This window comes from Streptomyces sp. NPDC006643, from assembly GCF_042870175.1.
Classification (GTDB): Bacteria; Actinomycetota; Actinomycetes; order Streptomycetales; family Streptomycetaceae; genus Streptomyces.
Genome location: NZ_JBIAHA010000001.1, coordinates 263,565 through 280,018, shown reverse-complemented (window position 1 = coordinate 280,018; position 16,454 = coordinate 263,565). Strand labels below are relative to the sequence as shown.

Below are 16,454 nucleotides of genomic sequence, written 5' to 3'. Positions count from 1 at the left end.
GGAAAGCTCTCTCCGGCCGTCGGGCCCGGTCACTGCGTGAGTCCGCCCGCGTTGCGCGCGCCGGTGGACAGGGCCGAGTCGGTGGAGGCGATGCAGAAGCTGGCCAGGGCGACGGCGTGCTCGGACGGCGCGTCGAGGTGCTCGATGGTCAGACCGCCACGGGCGGGGCCGGCGAGGGCGCCGGTGCCGGAGAGCTGGACGAAGGAGGGGCGCACGCTGGAAATAACGGGATTCATGACAGGAAAGTCCTCTGCTTCAAGGGAGGCTGATGATGTGGTTGCACTGTGTTGACGCAGTGGGGGGTCGGTGTTTCCCGTGGTGCTGATGGGAGATTCTGCAAGGGGTCACGATCCGATGACAGTGCGCCGGTCACCACTGCGGGGTGAAGTTTTCACGTCCGGTGATGGTGCGCTTTTAAGCCACCGCTTGACCTTGGTGTTTGCCGGACGCGGCGTCATTACGCTCATGGGCTCAGGGGGACACACCCTCGATCCGCACGCGCAGACCTCTTTCATCTGCGAGGAAGAAGGCCCTTGTGAGTAGTGCGACCGCCACCTTGCCCGCGACCGCCTCACCGACCTACGGGAAGCTGCTCAGACTCGACGAAGTCCTGGAAGCCGCGTGCGTCCACGACGACGACATGGACCGGATCCTGTTCCTGTCCACCCATCAGTCGTGCGAGATCTTCTTCGCCGTCCTGCTGAGGCATCTGGAGGAGGTCCGCGCGGCCCTCGACGCGGACGACGCGGCCATGGCCGTTCGCAGAGCGGCTCCGCTGCCCGCCATCATGTCCACGCTGACCAAGCACTTCGACGGCCTCGCGACCATGGCCGACGACGGCTTCAACGCCATCAGGGAGGAGGTCGGGGAGGCCAGCGGTTTTCAGTCGGTGCAGTTCCGGGAGATCGAGTTCCTCTGCGGGCTGCGCGACACCCGCTATCTGACCACTCCCGGCTTCACCGAACGGGACCGCGCCCGCCTGACGAAGCGCCTTGAGGAGCGCTCGGTCCAGGACGCCTACCGCGGCTATGTGGACCGCTGCGCGGACCGGGAGGCCGGCGGACGGGTGCGCGAGGCGCTGCTCGCGTTCGACGAGGCCGTCACCGTGTGGCGGGCCAGGCACGCCGTACTCGCGGAGCGGTTCATCGGGAACAGCGCCGGTACGGCGGGGTCCGCCGGGGCGGCCTATCTGTGGCGGGCCGCGCTCCGCAGGGTCCTGCCCGATGTGTGGAAGCCACTGACCTGAGTCCACCGTGATCCAGGAACTGTTGCCGTACGGCGTCGTGGGGGCCGACGTCCTCACCGCCCCCGGCCCCGGCCCTCGCCCTGGTCCCGGCGCTCGCCCCGGCCCTCCCCCCGGCCCCGGGACGGACCGGCCGGGTGACGGACTCCTGCCGGCGGAACGGGCCGCCCTGGGCGAGGTGGCCGAAGGACGGCGCGCGGAGTTCACCGACGTCCGCCGGTGCGCACGGCGCGCCCTCGGCGAACTCGGCCTCGGCGCCGTGCCGTTGATACCGGACCCGGACGGCGTGCCCGGCTGGCCGCCCGGAGTGCTCGGCAGCATGACGCACTGTGCGGGCTATCGCGCGGCCGTGGTCGCCCTGACCCGGTCCGCGCACGCGCTCGGCGTCGACGCCGAACCCTGCCGACCGCTGCGCGACGGTGTGCTGCTCACCGTCTCCCTGCCCGAGGAGCGGGCCCGGCACGCGGACCTCGCGCGTGAGCGACCGGGACCGTGCTGGGACCGGTTGCTGTTCTGCGCCAAGGAGGCCGTCTACAAGGCGTGGTTCCCGCCCACCCGGATCCCGCTCGGCTTCCGGGACGTCGAGGTGACGTTCGCCCCCGACGGGCACACCTTCGGCGCGACGGTGCTGCGCCCCGCCCCTGCGGGAGGGCGGCGGGAGTTCACGGGGCGGTGGCTGTCGCGGCACGGAGTGCTGGTCGCGGCCGTCGTCGTCGCCGGCGAAGGACCGGGCCGGCCCGGCTGACCGGTGAGTTTCGGCTCGTACTTAAGAGTGTGGCCGCGGTAGGGGAGCGCTCCTAGGCTTCCCGGCGTGCGCCGCCCGACCTCAGGAGTAGCCATGCGCCCAGCGCCCCACCCCAGTTCGCTCGCCGGCCCCGAGCGTCCCGTCGGTGTCGCCTCCCTCGTACGGATGGTGCGCCGGCACGCGCGGGCGACGCCCGACGCCGTCGCGGTGGAGTCCGCCGGAGCGACCCTGACGTACGGGCGGTTGTGGCACCGGGTGCTCGGCGTCGCCGCGGTCCTCGACGAGGCGGGCGTCGAGCCCGGTGACCGGGTCGCGGTGCTCGCCGACCGGACTGCGGGCACCGTGGTGGCCGCGCTCGCGGTGATGGCCGTCGGCGCGGCCTATGTGCCGATCGACCCGACGCACCCGGCGGACCGGACCTCGGCGATCCTGTCCGTCGCCGGGCCGGTCGCGCTGGTCCACGACGCGACGGCCACCCCCGCGCCGCCGTCGCGGCCCGGCATGGCCGTCATCGACGTGTCGGCGCTACCGGAGGGCCCCGTACCGTCGCGGAGCTTCCTGCCGGGACCCGAGGACATCGCGTACGTCGTCTTCACCTCCGGCTCCACCGGCACCCCCAAGGGCGTCATGGTGCCGCACGGCGCGCTCGCCAACTACGTGTCCTGGTGCGGCGATCTCGTCGGCGTCGGCGGCGGGGGAAGCCCGCTGTTCGCCAGCCTCGGCTTCGACCTCGCCATGACCTCCCTGTGGGTGCCGCTCGCGCAGGGGCGCCGCGTGGTGACGGTCGCCGGACTGTGGGACCAGGCCACGCTGTTCGGCGAACGCGCGCGGAAGTACACCTTCGTGAAGATGACGCCCTCACACGCGCGGTTCTTCGACGTCCTGGCCGAGCCGCCGCGCTACGACCGGGCGACCCGGCTGCTCATGTTCGGCGGCGAGGGGCTCGACCCCGCCCTCGTCGCCGCTCTGGGCTCCCGCGTCGACGGGGTACGCCTCGTCAATCACTACGGACCGACCGAGACGACGATCGGCTGCTGCGCGCACCGGTTCGACAACACCGCCATCCCGACGACCCCGACCGTGCCCATCGGACGGCCGGCCTGGAACACCCGGGCCTATGTCGTGGACGAGCACCTGGAGCCGGCCGGGGCCGGCCGGCCCGGCGAGCTGGTGATCGCGGGGCGTGCCGTCGCGGCCGGATATCTGGGGCAGCCGTCCGCGGACCGGTTCATCGACGAGAAGGACCTCGGCGGTCCCGCCGGCCGCGCCTATCGCACCGGGGACATGGTCGAACTCCTGCCGGAGGGCGCCCTGTTGTATCTCGGGCGCCGCGACGACCAGTTGAAGGTGAACGGCCACCGCGTCGAGCCGGGCGAGCTGCGCCATCATGTGCTGGCCGTGCCGGGTGTCGCCGACGCGGTGTTCGACGTGGTGCGGGGCCCCGTCGACAGCCTGGAGCTGTTCGTACGGCCCGACGCGACGGCCGCCGGGCGCCCGGAGCTGGCCGACGCGGTACGTGACGCGCTCGCCGCGGTGCTGCCCTCCGCGCTCGTGCCCGAGACCGTCCACACGGTCGACGAGATCGTCACCAACGCCAACGGCAAGCGTGACGTCGCCGCCACCCGGGACAGGGCCGTGGCACTGCCGGGGTGACGTGACGGCACGTCAAGAGCCTTTCCACGTACGCCACTTCACCCGCCCTCGCGCGTCAGCCGTACGTCCCGTGCATCCCGCACGCCCCCGCAGTTCTCGCGTCAGCGTCCGCTCAGCGTTGTGTCAGCGCGGCCAGGCAGCATCGAAGGTGCCCGGACGACCGGCCGGGCCATCCGACGACCTGGACACGGAGTGTGTGACGTGGCGAATCCCTTTGACGACGCGGACGGCGGCTTCCTGGTGCTGGTGAACGACGAAGGCCAGTACTCCCTGTGGCCCTCCTTCGCCGAACAGCCCGCGGGCTGGACGGTCGCCCTCGGCGAGAGCTCGCGCGACGTCGCGCTCGCCCATATCGAGGAGCACTGGACGGACATGCGCCCGCGCGGCCTGCGCGAGGCCGCGGACACGCCGGCCGCCTGAGCCGGCGCCGGTCCACCAGGGGGGCGGAGGAACAGCTGTGAACATGGCTATTCAGGCCGAGGGCCTGTACAAGCACTACGGGCAGGCCCGCGCGATCGACGGCGTCGACCTGGCGGTCCCGGCCGGCACCGTGCTCGGACTGCTCGGCCCGAACGGGGCCGGCAAGACGACAACGGTACGGATGCTGTCGACCCTGCTCGAACCCGACGGCGGGTACGCCCGGGTGGCGGGCTTCGACGTGGTGCGGCAGGCCGCGGAGGTACGCCGGCGCATCGGACTGGCCGGGCAGTACGCGGCGGTGGACGACGTGCTCACCGGGCGCGAGAACCTCGTCCTCATCGGCACCCTGGTGCATCTGGGCAGGCGCGCCGCCCGCGACCGGGCGGCGCACCTGCTCGATCTGCTGGATCTGGCCGGTGCCGCCGACCGGCCGGCCCGTACGTACTCCGGCGGCATGCGGCGCCGCCTCGACCTGGCCGCCTGTCTGGTCGCAACGCCGTCGGTGCTCTTCCTCGACGAACCCACCACCGGGCTCGACCCGGTGAGCCGGATGGCTCTGTGGTCGGTGGTACGGGAGTTGGTCTCCGACGGTGTCACGGTGCTGCTGACCACGCAGTATCTGGAGGAGGCCGACTTCCTGGCCGACCGGATCGCCGTGATCGAGTCCGGCCGGGTGATCGCCGAGGGCACGTCCGACGAGCTGAAGCGGAAGGTCGGCGAGGAGAGGCTGGAGGTGTCCGTGGCGCGCGTGGAGGGCATCGCGGGCGCGGTCGCCGCGCTGGGCAGGGCTGCGACCGGCGAGCCGACCGTCGACACCGGCAGGCGCACCGTCTCCGTCGCGCTCGACGGCGGCATGGAGAGCATCGCGTCCGTGGCGAAGGAGCTGCATCACGAGGGCGTGGACGTCGCGGACTTCGCGCTGCGCAGGCCCACGCTCGACGACGTCTTCGTCACCCTCACCGGCAAGTCGACCTGACCGGACGGCAGTTGCGGCTTCCCCTTCCGGGCCCGAGCACGAAGGCATCCCCATGCAGAGAATCCATTTCACCGCCGCCGACCTCTCCCGGGTACGACTGAAGATCACCGCCGGGCCGCTGGTGGAGTCGGCCTTCGCCCACGGACTGCTCGGGCGCGGCGTCGGCCCGCCGTTCGCGAACTGGCGCGGCCAGGTGAGCGAACGTCTGGCGCAACGGCCGCTGCCGCTGTCCGGCGGCAGCGACTTCCCCGGTCTCGACGAACTGCTGCTGCGGATCGAGCGCAACACCCGGTGGGGGAGCGCCGCCGCGACGCGGCAGGCGCCCTTCCATCCGTCGACGGGCGACCTGTCGCGGATCTGGCGGGCGACCGTGGCGCCGTACTGGGAGAACATGCTCGTCCATCTGGAGGCCGAGTGCGAGACGCGCGGCCGGGTGCTGATGACCGGCGGGGTGGAGCAGTTGTTGTCGACGCTGCACTCCCGGATCGTCTGGAAGGCGCCGGTCCTGGAGATCCAGGACGGGCCCGACGAGACCGTCCGGCTCGACGGGCGCGGACTGGTGCTGACCCCCTCGGTGTTCCTGAACCACCGGCCCGGCCGGGTGGTCAGACGGCTGGCGGAGAGCGGGCCGGTCACCGTGGCGTTCGCCGCACCGCCCGACATCCACCAGGCGGCGACCCTGTGGGGAGCCTCCGACGACGAGTCGGGCCAGTCGCTCGGGGCGCTCGTCGGACAGACCCGCGCGGCGGCCCTGCATGTCCTGCGCGCCAGCTGCACCACCGGCCAACTGGCCGACCAGCTCAGCATTTCCGCCGCCGGCGCCAGTCAGCACACCGCCGTGCTCCGCAGGAGCGGTCTGATCACCACGCGCCGGATCCGCAACACCGTCCTGCACACCCTGACCCCGCTCGGCCTGGCCCTGCTCCGGGGCATGTCCCCGCTGCCGGCCGCCGAGCGCCCGGTGGGCGATCTCTCCCGTATCGGAGTCACCCGCGCCCGGCCGGCCGCCTCGGCTCCGGCCGTGCCGCTGCCGGCCGCCCGCCGGGTCTCGTAGGCCCAGTCGTCGAAGCCGTAGCAGTCTTCGAAGTCCCGCCCTTGTCCGGCACCCTCGGCCAACGCCCCTCGTCCGTCGCCCCGCACTCCGGAGCGGCGGACGCCGACGTGTGTGCGCCGGGGCACGCGAGCGCCCCGGGACGCGGCGCCGATGGCACCGGTCCCGGGGCGGGGACGTACACCGTCCGTCCGTCACTCGCGCAGGGTCGCCGCGCTTCCCGGGTTGCCCCGCAGCACCGCCGCGCCGGCGACCAGCGTCGTCGCCAGGGTCAGGCCCGTGGTGATGCCGACGACCGAGACGAAGATCCAGGGCGAGCCCTCGGGGAGCACCGAGCCCTGGATGCTCAGGCTCAGTGGAACGAGCGTCGCCGCCGCCACCAGGAAGCCGAGCACGAGCCCCGCGAGCGACACCAGAAGCGCCTCCACCGTCATCATCTGCATGACCTGACGGCGCGTCGACCCGATGAGCCGCTGGAGCATCAGCTCCCTGCGCCGCTCGGTGGTGGCCAGCACCTGGGTGTTGACCAGCGAGATGGCCGCGTAGCCGACGACCACCCCGAGCACCAGATACGCCATCCGCGTCTGCTTGTCGCCGGAGTCCGACCGCATGGCCTTGACCACGTCCTGGTCCGTCACCCGAAGGCCGGGCTGCTCGGCGGCCAACCCCGAGAGGGCACTTGCCAGTTCGGCGCGGTCGGTCCCCGGCGCCGCGCTGACCAGGATCTGCGGGACGAGCCCGCCCTCCGTGTGCCCGACGAGGACCGACGCCGGGACGAGAGCGGTCTCGTAGCCGCGTTCGCCGTCGACGGTCGCCACGAGCTTCAGCCGTACCTGGGTGCCGTCGCCGAGGCGCATCGGGACGGTGTCGCCGATGTCGTGGCCGTGCGTGTAGCGCGACGGCAGGGCGACCGTGTCGCCGCTCAGTCGGCCGAGGTCGCCCGAGGAGGCGCGGAAGGCCGTGGTGCTGTCCAGACCGTCGGCGGTGACTCCCTGGAGCGAGAGCTCGGTGGGCTGGGGGCCCGCCGACTCCTCGCCCTGGCTGGGCCGCAGCGGCTCGTCGGGCTCGACATAGCCGAGGGTGGAGACCTGGGCGGAGGCCGCGGCGACGCCGGGCTGCTCCTTGACGGTGTCCACCAGATCCAGCGGCAGCGCACCGGAGTCGGAGGTGATCACGAGGTCCGCGCGCAGGGACTCGGTGAACGCCTTGTCCGCCCCGTCGTCCTGCGTGGTCTGCATGTAGATCAGACCGATGGCGAGACCGCTGGCCAGCATCACGGGCATCACGGCGGACGCCAGCCGCCCGGTCCTGGCCTGCGCGTTACGGGTGGCGAGATGGCCCGCGAGTCCGGAGAGCCGCCCCACGGGGCCGCGGAGCCAGGACATCATGCCGCGTACGAGGACGGGGCCGAGCAGCCCGAAGGCGACCGCCCACACCATCGCGGCCGGTGTCGCGACGCCGGGCGCGTCCGGTCCCGCCGAGCGGGCCGTGCCGAAGGCGAGCGCGACGCCGCCCGCCAGACAGAGGAGTCCCACGACCAGCCGGAAGCCGCTGAACCACTTGCGTTGCAGCGTGGCCTCCGCCAGCGCCTCGGTCGGGCGGGTGCGGGCCGCGGCCTGGGCGGCGACGTACGCGGCGCCGAGCGCGGTGAGGAGCGCCGTCGCCACCCCGACGATCACCGGTACGGATCCGGAGCGGAAGGCGACGATGTCCGGCACCACCCCGGCGTCCGCGAACGACTCGAACAGCCAGCGCCCGAACCGGGGTCCGGGGTAGCAGGCGAGCGCGGTGGCGACCACGGCGAGCAGCATGGTCTCGCCCAGGATCATTCGGCGCAGCTGGCCGGGTGTGGAGCCGATGGTGCGGAGCAGGGCGAGTTCACGCTGCCGCTGCTGGATCGACAGGCCGAGCGTGCCGGCCACGACGAACACGGTGACCATCGCCGACAGACCGCCGAAGGTCGCGGCGATCGGGATCAGATCGCTGCCGTCGGCGATCACGTCCGGGTCCTCCGCCCGGCCGCGGCTGTCGCCGGTCAGTACGGAGATCGGCCGGCCCTCGACGGCGGTACGGATCCGCTGGGCGACCTCGCCGAGGTCGGCGTCGGCCGCGGGGAACACCCCGAGGTTGTCGGTGGCGCCGCCGCGCCCGGAGACCCGGTCGGCCTCCGGGTCGGAGAGGAAGATGTCGGAGCCCTCGCCGGGACCGGTGGCGGTGCCGGAGACGGTGTAGCTCTTCGAAGCGCCGTGGGCCCGCAGTTCGACACGGTCGCCGGGGCGCAGTCCGGCGCTCTCCGCGAGGCGTGCGCCGAGCACGATCTGCCCGTCCGTCCCCGGCGCGGAGCCGTCGACGAGCCGGTACGGGGAGAGCTTCGCGGACGACCAGCCGTGCCCGGTGGCCTGCTCGCCCGCCCCCGGGGCGCCGTCCTTCGCCAGGGCCGCGGGGAACGAGAGGTCCGGCACCACCGAGTCGACGCCGGGCACCGCGGCGACCTTCTCCGCGACATCGGCGGCCATCCGGCCGCGCTCGGGGAAGACCAGGCCCTCCTGCGTGTCGTGGTAGCGCTGGTCACCGGTGACGACGACCGGCGCCGCCGCGAGGCGCTGCGGCGGGGCCGCGTTGTGGATGCCCGTCTCCAGCACTCCACCGGAGCCGATGATGATCGTGGCGCCCAGGAACAGGGCGACGAACGAGGCGAGGAACCCGGCCTTGTGGTGGCGCAGGGTGGCGAGGGCGAGCCTGATCACCGGCGCACCTCCCGCTCCGGCAGACCGTCGGTGAACCGGCGGCCGTCGGTGGCCCGTCCGCCCCGCTTGCCGATGCTGGTCATGTACTCGGCGACCTGTTCGACGGTCGGCCGCTCCAGCGCGCCGTTGATCCGGCCGTCGGCGAGAAAGACCACCCGGTCCGCGTGCGCGGCGGCCACCGGGTCGTGGGTGACCATCGCGATGGTCTGGCCCGCCCCCTCCACCGCCTGTCGCAGCAGGGCCAGGACATCGGCCGCGGTACGGGTGTCGAGGGCGCCGGTCGGCTCGTCGGCGAAGATCACCGCGGGCCGGGTGATCAGGGCCCGTGCGATGGCGACGCGCTGCTGCTGGCCGCCCGACAGCTCACCGGGCCGGCTCCTGCGCTTCTCGCCCAGTCCCACCCGCTCCAGCACGTCGTCGACCCGGCCCTTCTCGGGGCGGGCGCCGGCCAGCCGCAGGGGCAGCATCACGTTGTCCAGCACGGTGAGCGAGGGCAGCAGGTTGAACGCCTGGAAGATGAAGCCGACCCGCTCGCGGCGCAACTTGGTCAGCGGCCGTTCCTTGAGCGCGCCGACGTCCACGCCGTCGAGGTGCACGGTTCCCGACGTCGGCCTGTCGAGCCCGGCGGCACAGTGCAGGAAGGTGCTCTTGCCCGAACCGGAGGGCCCCATCAGCGCGGTGAAGGTACCTCGCCGCAGATCGATGCTCACCTCGTCGAGGGCGGTCACCCGGTTCTTCGGTCCGCCGTAGAGCTTGGTCACAGCCGAGAGCCGGACCACCGGCTCGGAGTGCGGGTCCTGTGTCCCGATCATGGGTGTCCTTAGGGAGGTCAGGAGGGTGTACGTGGCGAGAACCGCGACCGGGAAATCCTAGGAACAGCCGCGCGCGGGTAACAGATGATTAAGCGCAGGATGAAAGTCACCGGTCGCCGCCGGGCCGCCGCGGAAGGGCGAACAGGGCGGGGGGACCGTCGAGTTCGCCATCATCTCTTCGGGGTGCGAGACCGGCAAGGGTGTAGATCCGGCCATACCATCCGGCGGGTGTGCGGCGGTTCGGATGGTATTTCCCCCGATCGGTGTACCCGGGAGATATTCGGTGCTCCAGCCGGCGAAAACGGGGGCGGGGTTCATGGATATTCAAGTGCTTGGTTCTGTATCGGTGTTGTTCGGCAATCGCGAGTACGCGATGGCGTCGCGGCGGGCCATGGCGATTCTGGCCATGCTGGCGCTGACGCCGCGCCGCACGATCTCCTCCGACCAGTTGGAGGACGAGCTGTGGGAGGGGCGCAAGATGGCCAACGCGCGGAACGCCCTCCAGGTCAACGTCGGGCGGCTGCGCCGATTCCTCGCGTCCATCACGCACGAGAAGGGCGACGAGATCATCCGCACCGTCGGGGGCGGCTATCTCCTGGACGTCTCACCGAACCTGGTCGACGCGCACCGGTTCCAGGAGCAGGCGGACGCGGGCGCGGAGCTGGTCCGTATCTATCCGGCGCAGGCCGTCGTCCAGTTGGAGCAGGCGCTGTCGCTGTGGCGCGGAGCCGCGCTGACGGACGCGCACGACGGTCTGCGGATCCGGATCGCCGCGGCGGACCTGGAGGACCGGCGCGTGACCGCGTACGAGGATCTGATCACCGCCCGGCTGGCGGTGGGCGCGCGGCGCACCTTCGTGTCGGAGCTTCGGCAGATGGCCGCCGAACACCCGGAGCGGGAGCGCCTCAGCGAGCTGCTGATGCTGGCGCTCTACCGCGACGGGCGGCAGTCCGAGGCGCTCGACGTCTTCCACACGCTGCGCCGCAGACTCGCCGGCGACCTCGGTCTGGAGCCGGGCCCCGCACTGCACCGCGCCTATCAGGCCATCCTGGAACAGGACGAGTTGTTGTTCGGCGGCCCCCGGCAGGTGCTCACCTTCGCGGACGGCCGCCGCTGATCCGCCGAAAGGACCGCGCGCCGCGCCCTTCTACAACTTCCCGGTGTGCGGACGCTGAATTTCCACTGAGGAAGCGCTGAAATTTCATATACCGCCCCCCGGGCCCGAGTTAGCGTGCATCCGCGCCTTCGGTTGTGTCTGACAACGGGTCAAGGGTGGGGCGGGATATGGATATCGAACTGAGACACGCTCGAATAGTGGTGACGGTGCACGCCGCGGGGAGCATCTCGCGCGCGGCCGGCGAACTCAATCTTCCGCAGCCGAGCCTCACCGCCCAATTGCAGCGCATCGAGAAGGCGGTGGGCGGCGAGCTGTTCGTACGCTCCCGTACGGGTGTCACACTCACCGACCTCGGCATGCTCCTCATCCCGCGCTTCACCGATCTCGTGTGGCGCGCCGACGACGTGATGGCGGTGGCGAGCGCGGCGTCCGCGCAGCCGCTGCGCCTCGGGAACACGGAGTGGACCCCGCCGAAGCTGCGCGAGGCGCTGCGGGCCGCGCTGTCCGACACCGTCGTACGCACGGAGACACTCGCCCCCGACGCCGCCGTGGCGGCCCTGCGGCAGGGCACCCTGTCCGCCGCGCTCGTGCACGCCGTCGGCCCCACGTCCGCCGTCGGTGTCGACGAACCCGGCCTCGGCCGCGTACTGATCGTGCGGGAACCGGTCCGGGCCGCGCTGGCCCACAGCCACCCGTGGACCGGCCGCGACTCCGTCGACGTGGCGCATCTGGTCCGGCTGCCCTGGGTGCTCCACTCCAGCACCCACTGGTTCCGCGCGGTCGAGGAGGCCCTGCTCTCCGGGGCGGGGCGTCCCGCCCCGGCGGACGTGCTGCACCAGGTCAACAGCCAGCGCGAGGCCATGAAATGGGTCCACGACATGGGTGTGGTGGCGCTGACCACCCCGTCGGGAGTCATCGACGGTGTCACCGCCGTGCCCCTCACCTCGACCGCGCATGTCGAGATGGCGCTGATCTGGCGGCGCGGGTCGATGCCCGAGCGGACGCTGCGCCAACTGGTCGAGACCGTCCGGGCCTACTACCGCGCGTACGATCCCGCGCAGCCCGCGCAGCCCGCTCCCCGGACGGGCCGGCTGGCCGTCTGAGAGCGCTCCCGCGAGCCGCCGGCCCGGGTTCCGCCGATGTCAGCCGGCGGTCAGAACCGTGTCAGCGCGGTCCGCCAGCATCGTCGGCATGACGACCACACAGAACCTGAAGCCCGAGGACCACGCCCGCATCAAGGACCTCATCTGCGACATCCTCGAAATCGAGCCGGCCGACATGACCGCCACCAGCCGGTTCAAGGAGGACCACGAGGTCGACTCGATGGGCGCCATCGAGATCCTCTCCCAGCTGGAGCGCGCCTTCGGCATCGACATCGACCAGAACGAACTGGTCCGCATGGCGAACCTGGAGTCCGTCGTCCTCGTCGTGGAGGAATCCGTCGCGGCCAAGCACGCACCGGCCAACTGACCCGCCCGGCCTGACGATTACGACGGGAGCGCAGGGTGAACTACGACGGACAGCCACCGCGCCGAGTGGTCATCACCGGACTCGGCACGGTCACCAGCATCGGGCTCGGCGCCCCGGACTTCCTCGCCGGACTGCGGTCCGGCCGCAGCGGGGTCAAGCCGATCACCAGCTTCGACACGACAGGATTCACCCACGCCAACGGGTGCGAGGTGACCGGCTTCGACCCGAAGCGGTGGATCCACCGCATCGACCCCGCGGAACTGGGGCGTGCCACCCAGTTCTCCGTCGCGGCGGCCGGCATGGCCGTCGCCGACGCCGGACTGACGCCGCAGGAGCTGAGCGAGCGCCGGGTCCTCATCTCGGTCGGCACCACGGACGCCGAATCCGGCGACCTGGACAACCTCACCCGGATCCAGCTGGAGGAGGGCCCCGAGCGGATGCCCGCCGGCCTGGCGCGCCGCGCCCAGGCCGGCCGGCTCTCCAGCGCCGTCGTCCGCGAACTCGGCCTCGTCGACGTCGAGGCCCTCACCATCCCGACGGCCTGCGCCGCGGGCAACTACGCCATCGGCAGCGGCTTCGACGCCATCCGCAGCGGCGAGGTCGAGGCCGCCCTGTGCGGCGGCGCCGACGCGGTGTGCCGCAAGACGTTCGCCGGCTTCTACCGGGTGGGCACCATCGCCCCCGAGGTCTGCCAGCCCTTCGACAAGGACCGCAAGGGCATCCTCACCGGCGAGGGCGCGGGCATCCTCCTCCTGGAGAGCCTGGACTCGGCCCTGGCGCGCGGCGCGCGGATCTACGCCGAGGTGCTGGGCTACGGCCTCAACTGCGACGCCCACCACCCCGTCGCACCGGACCAGGACAGCCTCGCGCGCTGCATGGAGGTGGCGCACCGCAACGCGGGCGTCAAGGAGTCGGACATCGACTTCATCTCCGCGCACGGCACCGGCACCCGGGCCAACGACGTGACGGAGGCGGGAGCCATCCGGCAGGTCTTCGAGACCCCGCCGCCCACCGTGTCCATCAAGTCGATGATCGGGCACTCCATGGGCGCCGCGAGCGCCCTCGCCGCGGCGGCCTGCGCCCTCGCCATCACCGAGGGCTTCATCCCACCCACGATCAACCACCGCGAGACGGACCCCGAGTGCGGTCTGGACTGCGTACCGAACGAGGCCCGTACGGCCCGCCTCGACGTGGTCCAGAACAACGCGCTCGCCTTCGCGGGCAACAACGCCGTGCTGATCCTCGGCCGCGTCAGGGAGGCAGCGTGATGTCACCGTTGATCATCTCCGCCTGGTCGGCGACCTCGCCGTTCGGGGTGGGCGACGCCGCGTTCCGCGACGGCGTCGCCGCCGGACGCAGCGCGGTGGCCGCCGTGGACCGCGAGACCTACCCCGGGCCGCTCGAACAGGGCGCCCTGGTACCGGAGTTCTCCGCCCGCGAGCACGTCGGCAAGAAGGGCACCCGGACGATGGACCGGCTGTCCGCCCTCGCCGTCGCCACCGTCGGCGGGCTCGTCCCGCACCTCGACGACGAACTCTCCGCCCACCCCGAACAGACCGCCATCGTGCTCGGCACCGGCTCCGGCAGCGTGCAGAGCATCATGGACTTCACCAAGGACTCGTATCTGGGCGAGCGCCCCTACCACGTCGACCCGGCCCGCTTCCCGAACGCCGTGATGAACCGGGCCGCCGGGCAGAGCGCCATCTGGCACCGCATCAAAGGCCCCAACACCACCATCGCGGGCGGCGCCCTGACGGGCCTGCTGGCCCTGAGCTACGCCGTCCGGCTGCTCAAGGGTGGCCACTGCGTCCGCGCGCTGTGCGGAGCGGTCGAGGAGTACTCCACCCAGCGTTCCTGGCTGGAGTGGCACGGCCGTCCCGAGGAGGAGCGCCGAACGCCGCTCGGCGAGGGCAGCGCCGTCTTCCTGGTGGAGAGCGCCGAGGACGCCGCAGCCGCGGGGCGCGTGCCGCTCGCCGAGGTCGCGGCCGTACGCTTCCGGGCGTTCGCCGAGCCGGACTCGGTCCGGCGGACACTCGCCGACTGCCTGCGCGGCGCCCTGGAGGCGGCCGGCGTGAAACCCGGCGAGATACGCACCGTCGTCCCCCTGGGCGGCGGCGGCCCGTACGTCGCCGCGGAGGAGGCGGCCGTGCGGGACGTGCTGGAGGACCTGCCGGACGACGCGGAGCCGCGCTGGATCCGGCTGAGCGCCCTGGTCGGCGACACCTCGGCCGCCGCCACCAGCCTCCAGCTCGCCGCCTCGCTCGCCGTGGCCGGTGACACCGGGCTCGCGCCCGGCGAGGCGGCCCTGGTCACCGCGGTGGAGCGGGACGGCATGGTCGGCTGCGCCGTCCTCGTGGGCGGTGGGTCCCCGCGATGACACCTCCCAAGGAAACCGGCATACCCGCAGCCGGGCGCCGGGTCGCCCTGGTCACCGGCGGCTCCCGGGGCATCGGCCGCCATGTGGTGACCCGGCTCGCCCGGGACGGCCACGACATCGCCTTCTGCTACCAGTCGAACAAGGAGGCGGCGGACGCCGTCGCGCAGGAGGCCGCCGCCGCCGGGGCCCGGGTGTTCACCGCGCGTACCGACGTGGCGGACCACGACGCCGTACGGGACTTCGTCCGCGCGGCGGAACGGGATCTCGGCCCGCTGCACACCGTCGTCTCCTGCGCGGGCGTCGTCCGCGACAACCCGCTCGTGATGCTGGCCCCCGGCGACTGGGACGCGGTGCTCCGGGTCAACCTGGACGGCACGTACAACGTCTGCCGGGCCGCCGTCTTCGCGATGATGAAGCGCCGGACCGGCAGCGTGGTGACCCTCTCGTCCGTCGCCGGTGTGTACGGCAACGCCACCCAGACCAACTACTCGGCGAGCAAGGCCGGGATCATCGGCTTCACCAAGGCGCTCGCCAAGGAGGCGGGCCGCTACGGCATCCGCGCCAACGCCGTCGCACCCGGGTTCATCGAGACCGACATGCTCGCCGGCCTGGACGACACGTACACCGCGAAGGTGACCGAGCGGATCCCGCTCGGCCGGTTCGGCCGCCCCGAGGAGGTCGCCGACCTGGTGTCCTTCCTCGCCTCCGAGCGCGCCTCGTACATCACGGGACAGGTGTTCGGCATCGACGGCGGGCTTGTCGTCTGACCCGGCTTCACCTCCCGCGTCCGCGTCGGCGTCCGAGCGTCCGAGCGTTCGCGTCCACGTCCGCGTCCGAGTCCGAGAAGAAGGGGGCGTCACCATGCCCAGGACCAAGACACCGAAGTTCTACTTCTCCCTGCGCAGCCCGTACTCCTGGCTGGCCTACCGCGAGGTGATGGGCCGGCACCGGGAGCTGGCCGAGAGCCTGGAGTGGATCCCGTTCTTCGAACCCGACCCGCTCACCGCGCGGCTCCTGACCGAACAGGGCGGCCGGTTCCCGTACGCGGAGATGTCACGCGAGAAGAACCGGTACATCCTCCAGGACGTCGGCCGGCTCGCCAAGGCCCGCGGTCTGACCGTGTCCTGGCCGGTGGACCGCGAGCCGGTGTGGGAGGTGCCGCACCTGGCGTACCTCGTCGCCGCCCGGGAGGGCCGCGGCCACGACTACATCGACGCCGTCTACCGGGCCCGCTTCGGGCGCGGCCGGGACGTCTGCGACCGGCAGACGATCGAGGACATCGGCCTGGAGCTGGGTATCGACCCGCTCCGGCTCTCCCGCGCCGCCGACGTGCCCGAACTGCGCGCCGAAGGCATCAAGCTGCTGCTCGACGCCAACAAGGACGGTGTGTTCGGCGTGCCGTTCCTGGTGCACGGCTACCGGCGTTACTGGGGGCTCGACCGGCTCGACGACTTCGTCGCGCATCTGCGCGACCTTCCGCAGACCGCCCGGTCCGAGCCCCCGGCGCTCACCGCCGTCGGCCTCGCCGCGTCCGTCGACGACGGCCACGCCGGCGGCTGCGGCTGACCACTCCGACGGCCTGTCAGCGCCGTCTCAGCCGGCTGTCAGCGCGGGATCCGACGATTACCGGTGTGACAACCGTGACCACTGCCAGGCCGTGTCCGACAAATCACGCCTGGCGCGCGACGCCCGGCACGCACCTTCTCCCCCCGTAGCCCTTCGGGCACGGGAGGCACCCCCCGCGCTGTCGGAGTCGCCCGAGTACGCCCCGTACGAGGCCGATCCTCCGCCTTGCGATCGCACGCATCGACGAATCATCAGCCGCTCCGCAGCGTGGCGCGTG

Annotated in this window: 16 protein-coding genes; 13 read left to right on the top strand and 3 right to left on the bottom strand. The window is 72.3% G+C overall.

Going from position 1 to position 16,454, the window contains the following annotated elements; translation table 11 throughout:
* Window positions 1-29: 29 nt before the first annotated feature.
* Complete coding sequence (locus ACFYNU_RS01110) at window positions 30-236, bottom strand: hypothetical protein (RefSeq protein WP_356589799.1); 207 nt, start codon at window positions 234-236, stop codon at window positions 30-32.
* A gap of 299 nt (window positions 237-535) precedes the next feature.
* Between ACFYNU_RS01110 and ACFYNU_RS01105 the strand changes: the two genes are divergently transcribed.
* The 6 genes from ACFYNU_RS01105 to ACFYNU_RS01080 all read left to right on the top strand — a co-directional run bounded on the left by ACFYNU_RS01105 (window position 536) and on the right by ACFYNU_RS01080 (window position 6,091).
* Window positions 536-1,246, top strand: a complete 711-nt coding sequence (locus ACFYNU_RS01105) for a tryptophan 2,3-dioxygenase family protein (protein ID WP_356589801.1) — start codon at window positions 536-538, stop codon at window positions 1,244-1,246.
* 7 nt (window positions 1,247-1,253) lie between these two features.
* Complete coding sequence (locus tag ACFYNU_RS01100) at window positions 1,254-1,988, top strand: 4'-phosphopantetheinyl transferase superfamily protein (RefSeq protein WP_356589803.1); 735 nt, start codon at window positions 1,254-1,256, stop codon at window positions 1,986-1,988.
* Between the two features lie 93 nt (window positions 1,989-2,081).
* The gene (locus ACFYNU_RS01095) at window positions 2,082-3,641 is read left to right on the top strand and encodes an amino acid adenylation domain-containing protein (protein ID WP_356589805.1); all 1,560 of its coding nucleotides are present in this window, start codon (window positions 2,082-2,084) and stop codon (window positions 3,639-3,641) included.
* Window positions 3,642-3,842: 201 nt separating this feature from the next.
* Window positions 3,843-4,061, top strand: a complete 219-nt coding sequence (locus ACFYNU_RS01090; protein ID WP_356589807.1) for an MbtH family protein — start codon at window positions 3,843-3,845, stop codon at window positions 4,059-4,061.
* Between the two features lie 43 nt (window positions 4,062-4,104).
* On the top strand, window positions 4,105-5,037 hold the full coding sequence (locus ACFYNU_RS01085) for an ATP-binding cassette domain-containing protein (RefSeq protein WP_388764698.1): 933 nt from the start codon (window positions 4,105-4,107) through the stop codon (window positions 5,035-5,037).
* Window positions 5,038-5,089: 52 nt separating this feature from the next.
* Complete coding sequence (locus ACFYNU_RS01080) at window positions 5,090-6,091, top strand: helix-turn-helix domain-containing protein (protein ID WP_356589811.1); 1,002 nt, start codon at window positions 5,090-5,092, stop codon at window positions 6,089-6,091.
* A 191-nt stretch (window positions 6,092-6,282) separates the two neighbouring features.
* Here the strand turns inward: ACFYNU_RS01080 and ACFYNU_RS01075 are convergent, their stop codons facing one another.
* A complete protein-coding gene (locus ACFYNU_RS01075) occupies window positions 6,283-8,835 on the bottom strand; it encodes an FtsX-like permease family protein (RefSeq protein ID WP_356589813.1) in 2,553 nt (850 codons plus the stop codon).
* Window positions 8,832-9,647: an ABC transporter ATP-binding protein gene (locus tag ACFYNU_RS01070; protein WP_356589815.1), complete on the bottom strand. Its 816-nt coding sequence runs from the start codon at window positions 9,645-9,647 to the stop codon at window positions 8,832-8,834. The genes ACFYNU_RS01075 and ACFYNU_RS01070 overlap by 4 nt, the downstream gene beginning before the upstream one ends.
* A 328-nt stretch (window positions 9,648-9,975) precedes the next feature.
* Here ACFYNU_RS01070 and ACFYNU_RS01065 point away from each other — a divergent pair, with 328 nt between their 5' ends.
* The 7 genes from ACFYNU_RS01065 to ACFYNU_RS01035 all read left to right on the top strand — a co-directional run bounded on the left by ACFYNU_RS01065 (window position 9,976) and on the right by ACFYNU_RS01035 (window position 16,177).
* Window positions 9,976-10,764, top strand: coding sequence for an AfsR/SARP family transcriptional regulator (locus ACFYNU_RS01065; RefSeq protein WP_356589817.1), 789 nt, complete (start codon window positions 9,976-9,978; stop codon window positions 10,762-10,764).
* 167 nt (window positions 10,765-10,931) lie between these two features.
* A complete protein-coding gene (locus ACFYNU_RS01060; RefSeq protein ID WP_356589819.1) occupies window positions 10,932-11,867 on the top strand; it encodes a LysR family transcriptional regulator in 936 nt (311 codons plus the stop codon).
* A gap of 88 nt (window positions 11,868-11,955) precedes the next feature.
* Window positions 11,956-12,234: an acyl carrier protein gene (locus tag ACFYNU_RS01055; protein ID WP_356589821.1), complete on the top strand. Its 279-nt coding sequence runs from the start codon at window positions 11,956-11,958 to the stop codon at window positions 12,232-12,234.
* Between the two features lie 35 nt (window positions 12,235-12,269).
* Window positions 12,270-13,502 carry a beta-ketoacyl-[acyl-carrier-protein] synthase family protein gene (locus tag ACFYNU_RS01050; RefSeq protein ID WP_356589823.1) on the top strand — a complete coding sequence of 411 codons (1,233 nt, stop codon included), beginning with the start codon at window positions 12,270-12,272 and terminating at the stop codon, window positions 13,500-13,502.
* Window positions 13,502-14,611, top strand: a complete 1,110-nt coding sequence (locus ACFYNU_RS01045; RefSeq protein WP_356589825.1) for a beta-ketoacyl synthase N-terminal-like domain-containing protein — start codon at window positions 13,502-13,504, stop codon at window positions 14,609-14,611. The genes ACFYNU_RS01050 and ACFYNU_RS01045 overlap by 1 nt, the downstream gene beginning before the upstream one ends.
* On the top strand, window positions 14,608-15,378 hold the full coding sequence (gene fabG / locus ACFYNU_RS01040; RefSeq protein ID WP_356589827.1) for a 3-oxoacyl-ACP reductase FabG: 771 nt from the start codon (window positions 14,608-14,610) through the stop codon (window positions 15,376-15,378). Before ACFYNU_RS01045 ends, fabG begins: the two co-directional genes overlap by 4 nt.
* 94 nt (window positions 15,379-15,472) lie before the next feature.
* Entirely contained in the window at window positions 15,473-16,177 is a 705-nt protein-coding gene (locus ACFYNU_RS01035; protein ID WP_356589829.1) for a DsbA family protein, read from the top strand.
* The last annotated feature ends 277 nt before the right edge of the window (window positions 16,178-16,454 follow it).

Coding starts and splice junctions, on each gene's coding strand:
- ACFYNU_RS01110 (WP_356589799.1), bottom strand. CDS start 236: ATGAATCCCGTTATTTCCAGCGTGCGCCCCTCCTTCGTCCAGCTCTCC.
- ACFYNU_RS01095 (WP_356589805.1), top strand. CDS start 2,082: ATGCGCCCAGCGCCCCACCCCAGTTCGCTCGCCGGCCCCGAGCGTCCC.
- ACFYNU_RS01085 (WP_388764698.1), top strand. CDS start 4,105: ATGGCTATTCAGGCCGAGGGCCTGTACAAGCACTACGGGCAGGCCCGC.
- ACFYNU_RS01080 (WP_356589811.1), top strand. CDS start 5,090: ATGCAGAGAATCCATTTCACCGCCGCCGACCTCTCCCGGGTACGACTG.
- ACFYNU_RS01070 (WP_356589815.1), bottom strand. CDS start 9,647: ATGATCGGGACACAGGACCCGCACTCCGAGCCGGTGGTCCGGCTCTCG.
- ACFYNU_RS01060 (WP_356589819.1), top strand. CDS start 10,932: ATGGATATCGAACTGAGACACGCTCGAATAGTGGTGACGGTGCACGCC.
- ACFYNU_RS01055 (WP_356589821.1), top strand. CDS start 11,956: ATGACGACCACACAGAACCTGAAGCCCGAGGACCACGCCCGCATCAAG.
- ACFYNU_RS01045 (WP_356589825.1), top strand. CDS start 13,502: ATGTCACCGTTGATCATCTCCGCCTGGTCGGCGACCTCGCCGTTCGGG.
- fabG (WP_356589827.1), top strand. CDS start 14,608: ATGACACCTCCCAAGGAAACCGGCATACCCGCAGCCGGGCGCCGGGTC.
- ACFYNU_RS01035 (WP_356589829.1), top strand. CDS start 15,473: ATGCCCAGGACCAAGACACCGAAGTTCTACTTCTCCCTGCGCAGCCCG.